Below are 6,097 nucleotides of genomic sequence, written 5' to 3' on the forward strand. Positions count from 1 at the left end.
AGCAATGAAACCATTAAAACTTACGCTGCAAGCATTTGGTCCTTTTGCTAAGACTGAACAAGTAGACTTTACTCAACTTGGTAGTAATCCTCTGTTCTTAATTAACGGCCCAACAGGTTCCGGTAAGACCTCGATCTTAGATGCGATTTGCTTTGCGCTATATGGTGAAACCACAGGAGATGAACGCCAAGGCATACAAATGCGCTGCGATCAGTCTGCTGCTAACTTACCAACTGAAATAATCTTTGAGTTTGCTCTGCACGATAAACAGTACCGTGTGACTCGAGCCCCTGAGCAAGAAGCACCGAAAGCACGCGGCGAAGGAACAACGACAAAGAAACACACGGCTTCACTGTATGAGATCACTGATGAAGAGCGTTTGATTACCAGTAAAACAGCACAAGTCAAAACAGAGGTAACGGCGCTATTAGGGCTGAACGAAAGTCAGTTCCGTCAGGTGATGGTATTGCCACAGGGTAAATTCCGTGAACTACTGCTGGCCAGTTCGAAAGATAGAGAAGCGATATTTGGCCAGCTGTTTCAAACTGACATCTATAAAAAAATCGAATTTGCTCTAAAAGATCGTGCGCTCTCAATCAGTAAATCGAAAGACGAGTTCGACAACCAAATCCGTGGTGCCCTACAGGTGGGTGAGGTCAGTACTGAGCATGAGTTGAGCGATAAGCTTACTCAAGCGAATGAACAGTCAGCTCAAGCTAAAATGGCCGAGCAAATAAGTTCAGAAAAGCTTAGCCAATCGAAAGCCAAGCTACAGCAGATGATCGCACTCAATGGACAGTTTGTGAAATTAGAGCAGGGTAAAGCGGCTTTAAAAGCTCACTTAGAGCAGCAAGCTGTTATCGCTGAGCGTAACCTAGCATTAGAGCGCGCCACACAAGCAAGCAAATTAGAAGCGCCATATTCGCAGTGGCAAGCGAGTTTAAAGCAAGTCACGGAATTTGAACAAAAGCTTGTTACGTTAAACTCGGAACAAGAGCAAGCGCAAGTGATGCTAAAGCAGAGTGAGGCTCAGCATCAAAAAGCTTCCTCAGAAGCCGAACAGCTCCCTGCTTTGAATGAGCAACTATTCAAGCTAGACCAAACTCAGCAGAAGCTGGTGGAACGCGCTCAACAGCAATCTAATGTTAATGCCTTACAGCAAAAAAAAATCGAGCAGCAACAAACGTTAGATAAATACGTCGCTTTCAAACAAAAGCTCGAAAGTGATGCTCTCAAAGGTAGCCAAGATTTAGAGCAGGCGCGTAAGGATATTAATGAAAAGGTGACGCTCGAAGCAGAGATTGCTAACAAACAACGATTGGCCTCTGATCTGCGTAAACTGGCGAAAACTAAGGGTGAGCAAGCCACTCTAGATAAACAAACTGACGCGAAGCAAGCCACAAAGCAAGCCCTTGAAGTTGAACTGGCTACTAAACAGAAATTCGCCGATCAAACAGAGCTTGATTGGCATAATGCTCAGGCGGCAGTGCTTGCTCAGAAGCTTGAAAAGGATCAACCTTGTCCGGTTTGTGGTAGCTGCACACATCCGTCGCCAGCGAGCTTTGTTGGCAATGAAGTTTCAAAGCAGCAGGTAGAAAGCGCTCGCCAAGTCGAACGTGCGGCACTTGATCAGTTTAATCACGCGAGCAGTGTGCTTGAACAACATCTTGCGCTATGCGAGCAAAAGAAATCCATGGTGACGTCAGCAGAAGCTGAGTTGGGTGACAAGGCAACGTTTAATATTGCCGAGGTTGAGGAGCTACTTAGCCAACACCAGCTTCGTTTGCAGCACCTTTCGGCGATTGATTTAATTAAAATGGAACAGATGGTTGTTGATCTAAACCAACGTTGCATTGATGGTGAAGTGAAAATCAATCAGCTTAAAGAAGAAATCTCTGCCAATGATACCGCGCTGAAGCTTAGTATTGAACAACTCGAAAAACTTACGATGGCTATCAATGGTGAGTTCAATAGCGTTGAGCAAGTTGAAGCGAAACGAATACAAACGCAACAGGTAATGTCGCAGCTTAAGCAGGCGTTAGAAACCGCGCAGGGTCAGGCACAACAAGCGGCGATGAGGCAGTCGAACCTAGAATCGCAAATGGTGACTCACCGTGAATTACTTGGCCAAGCGGTAAAGCAACGCGAGCTTAATGAACAAGCATGGCACAGCGCGCTTCAAACCACCTCGATTGCTTCGGAGCAAGAGTTTTTGGCATCTCGTTCTACACCTTCAGAGCTAGAAGTATGGCAAAACGAGATAACTCAATTTAACCGTACCAGTGTTCAGTTAGAGCAGACGATCAACGACCTAGAGCAAGCACTTGTCGGTATGCAGCCGCCAAATCTAGAACAGGAACACCTGTCTGTACAGCAGCAAGAAAGTGAATATCAGCAAACAAGAATGGCGTTGGATAGTGCTCAGTCAACCCTGCATCGCTTAGAAAAGGTGGCTCAAGATATTGCTCAATTGCATGAGAAAAACCACAAGTTAGAAGCTGAATACAAGGTTTATGGCACACTTTACGATGTGGCGAGCGGGAAAACCGGTAGCCGTGTAAGCCTGCATCGCTTTGTACTTGGTGTCTTACTCGATGATGTATTGATTCAAGCTTCGCAACGACTGAGTATTATGAGTCGCGGGCGATACCAACTTGTACGTAAGACCGAAGGGTTTAAGGGGGCAGCAGGGCGAGGCTTAGATCTATCGGTCGAAGATGGCTATACAGGTAAAGTGCGTGACGTCGCGACTCTATCTGGCGGGGAGTCTTTCATGGCTGCTTTGGCCTTGGCACTAGGTCTGTCTGATGTTGTTCAGTCATACAGCGGTGGGATTAGGCTTGATACGTTATTTATCGACGAAGGCTTTGGTAGCTTAGATCCTGAATCGTTAGACCTTGCGATGCAGATCTTGATAGATCTGCAACAAAGTGGTCGTACAATAGGCGTTATCTCGCATATTTCAGAGCTTAAAGAACAAATGTCACTTCGGTTAGATGTGGAATCATCTAGAGTGGGAAGTACAATTCGCCTAGCAGGTGTCCACTGATTAGATTAGCGGCTAGAATTATCAAAATGCAGCAAGTTTCTTATACGTGATATGAGTAGCGTAGTTGAGCGCCTAACATGGCTTTGCTCATATTGTAATGATGAGTATATTATTTTTCAGCGGTTGCAGTAATGAGCCTTGCAGGCAGTTTAGAGAATATAGATAAACCAATAACGGCTGTAGTAAATGGATGTAGTTAAGAAGATTTACCAGTATGCAGACCCTAACCTTTCATTAGTAGGTTGGATGGGGTGTATTGGTTTCCCTGCCTACTATTTTGTGTGGACAGTGATCTATCCGCAGCCTTATGAGAATGCGTCTCTAAGAGTATTCTGTGCTCTGCTGTTGCTTGGGTTGGCTCTAAGGCATTACGTCCCGACGGTACTGAAACGCTTTTTGCCATATTACTATTTAGCGACAGTGACGATTTGTCTGCCGTTCTTCTTTTCGTTCATGATGTTTATGAATGGCTGGTCGACCGTTTGGGCGATGTCCTTTATGAGCTCGATCTTCCTCCATATTCTATTAGTTCACCAAACCCGGGTCATGATTGCTCAAGCGACGTTGGCGATTGTCCTAGGTTTTTTGTTTGCATATGGGCTCAATGATGGACTGCTTGATGGTGGTGTTCCTATCATTTGGCCATACATCCCGATTTTCCTCTTCACCTATATATTCGGTAACCTTTTTTACTTCCGAAATCAGGTTGAACATGAAGCAAAGGTATCCATCGCCAAATCTTTTGGGGCGGGGATTGCTCATGAAATGCGAAACCCATTAAGTGCTTTGCAAACATCATTGGACGTATTGAGTTCCTCGTTGCCTTCAGAAAAGTCTAACCTGAGTGATTCTGTCCAACTGCCGCGCCAAGATTTGACGAGAATGAAAGAGGTGCTCGCGAGTGCAGATGAGGTCATTCATAATGGTAATGAAGCGATCGACCTACTACTGACTTCTATTGATGAGAACCGAGTCTCCCAGTCAACATTCAAACTTCACTCAGCAGGGGAAGTAGTGAAGGAGTCTTTGGCGACTTACGCCTATCGTGGCACTGATGCTAGCAAGTATGTCACGCTCAACATTGGTCAAGATTTTGAATACTTTGGTAGTGATACCTTATTGAAATACGCACTGTATAATTTGCTGAAAAATGCGTTGTACTACCGAAATGATGATGCGTTTAAGGTCTCTATTACTGTTAATGCAGACGAAAAGGCAAACTACCTCTATTTCGAAGATAACGGTGTTGGTATTGAGCCGGATAAGATTGACTATATCTTTGAAGATTTTTATACATCAGGCAAAGCATCCAGTTATGGCTTGGGGCTACCATTTTGCCAACGAGTGATGCATTCGTTTGGAGGCTCGATTGAATGTGAGTCCGCATTAGGAGAGTGGACGCAGTTTACTCTCAAGTTCCCTCACAAACATTCCCAAGCAATCAGTGTCATCAAACAGGAAATTCTACGTACTAAATCGATACTGCACATAGGCAGTGACCCAATGGTGCAGCGTAAACTGAATGAGTTTGCCTTCTATATGGGTACGGATCTTTCAGATATAAATCTAGAGCAAGCGTATCAGAAAGAAGAGTATGAATTTGAGTATGACTTAATTTTGATTGACCTAGATACCTGCAGCGAGTCTGAGTACCTAAAACTTGAGTCAAAATTGCACTTTACGGAAGCGAAACTGGTCGTTCTGTATGACAAGAATAGCCACTATCACACCAAATTTAGCCGCTTTCTGTCCATCTATGCGATTGAAAAATTACAGGTTTTGAAGCATACCAGTGACGTTTTTGCTAAGCTTATGTTTGGCCGTTGTGAAGCTGATAGAACGCAAATACCTCGCAAAACTACGAGCGTTGGCAAACGGATTCTGATTGCCGATGACAATGTATCAATGCGTCAACTGACTACTATTTTGCTCAATAAGCAAGGTTATCAAGTGTCTCATGCAAGTGATGGCGCTGAAGTTCTGGATGTTTTAGGGGCTTTGTTGCGTAATTCGATGGAACTAAATCAGGAAGTTACGATCTGATCGGCTACATCAGTTAATCATCGTAGCCTTATGCCGAAACCTCGTTACAAAACAACTAACTGGAAACAGTACAACAAAGCCCTAATCAACCGTGGTTCACTCACTTTCTGGATTGATGAGGAAGCCATACGCGAGTGGAAGCAAAGCAAACAGAGTAAGCGCGGCAGGCCTCGTCGATTCAGCGACCTAGCCATTACTACCGCACTGATGGTAAAACGCGTTTTCTCTATGCCATTGAGAGCGCTGCAAGGTTTTCTAGACTCAGTATTTAAGCTGGCTAACATACCGCTTGTTTGTCCGCATTACACCTGTATAAGCCGTCGAGCCCAGCAGGTTGAGGTTTCATTTAAAACTAAAACCAGAGGTGCGATACAGCATCTGGCCATTGATGCCACTGGTCTCAAGGTTTATGGCGAAGGTGAATGGAAGGTCAAGAAGCACGGTACTGACGGGAAGCGTAGAGTCTGGAGAAAGCTGCATTTAGCAGTCGACACCAGTACTCACGAGATAGTAGCAGCAGAACTGAGTTTATCTAATGTCACTGATTCAGAAGTCCTTCCTAATTTGCTCAAGCAAACACGTCGACAAATCATCGAGATATCTGGAGATGGTGCTTACGACACAAGGAACTGCCATGATGCCATACGGATTAAGCGAGCTATTCCGCTTATCCCACCAAGAGAAGGGGCAGCCTTCTGGGAACAAGGACATCCTCGCAATTTAGCAGTGGGTTGCCAAAAGCTCTACGGCTCCAACAAGAAGTGGAAAAAGCGGTATGGTTATCACAAACGTTCACTATCAGAAACAGCCATGTATCGAGTGAAGCAGTTGCTAGGTGGGAGGTTAAGCCTGCGAAACTACAATGCTCAGGTTGGCGAAACCTACGCCATGATTAAAGCGCTGAACAAGCTTACAGGGCTTGGTATGCCTGAAACTCAGTTTGTTGTTTAAGAATTGCACAATTTCGGGCGGTTTGTTTTTCTGTCCGAATTACGCAACAAAGCC

The 6,097-nt window shown here is 44.8% G+C and carries 3 protein-coding genes; all 3 read left to right on the forward strand.

Going from position 1 to position 6,097, the window contains the following annotated elements:
- Window positions 1-4: 4 nt before the first annotated feature.
- The gene (locus ACU01J_RS19835; RefSeq protein WP_481087237.1) at window positions 5-3,049 is read left to right on the forward strand and encodes an AAA family ATPase; all 3,045 of its coding nucleotides are present in this window, start codon (window positions 5-7) and stop codon (window positions 3,047-3,049) included.
- Window positions 3,050-3,235: 186 nt separating this feature from the next.
- On the forward strand, window positions 3,236-5,092 hold the full coding sequence (locus tag ACU01J_RS19840; protein ID WP_481087238.1) for an ATP-binding response regulator: 1,857 nt from the start codon (window positions 3,236-3,238) through the stop codon (window positions 5,090-5,092).
- A gap of 30 nt (window positions 5,093-5,122) precedes the next feature.
- A complete protein-coding gene (locus ACU01J_RS19845; RefSeq protein ID WP_481085133.1) occupies window positions 5,123-6,043 on the forward strand; it encodes an IS5 family transposase in 921 nt (306 codons plus the stop codon).
- Window positions 6,044-6,097 lie beyond the last annotated feature (54 nt).

This window comes from Vibrio sp. 2433-A1, from assembly GCF_056726085.1.

Excerpts from the sequence above, each read along its gene's own strand:
- ACU01J_RS19845 (WP_481085133.1), top strand. The coding sequence starts at position 5,123 with ATGCCGAAACCTCGTTACAAAACAACTAACTGGAAACAGTACAACAAA.
- ACU01J_RS19835 (WP_481087237.1), top strand. The coding sequence starts at position 5 with ATGAAACCATTAAAACTTACGCTGCAAGCATTTGGTCCTTTTGCTAAG.
- ACU01J_RS19840 (WP_481087238.1), top strand. The coding sequence starts at position 3,236 with ATGGATGTAGTTAAGAAGATTTACCAGTATGCAGACCCTAACCTTTCA.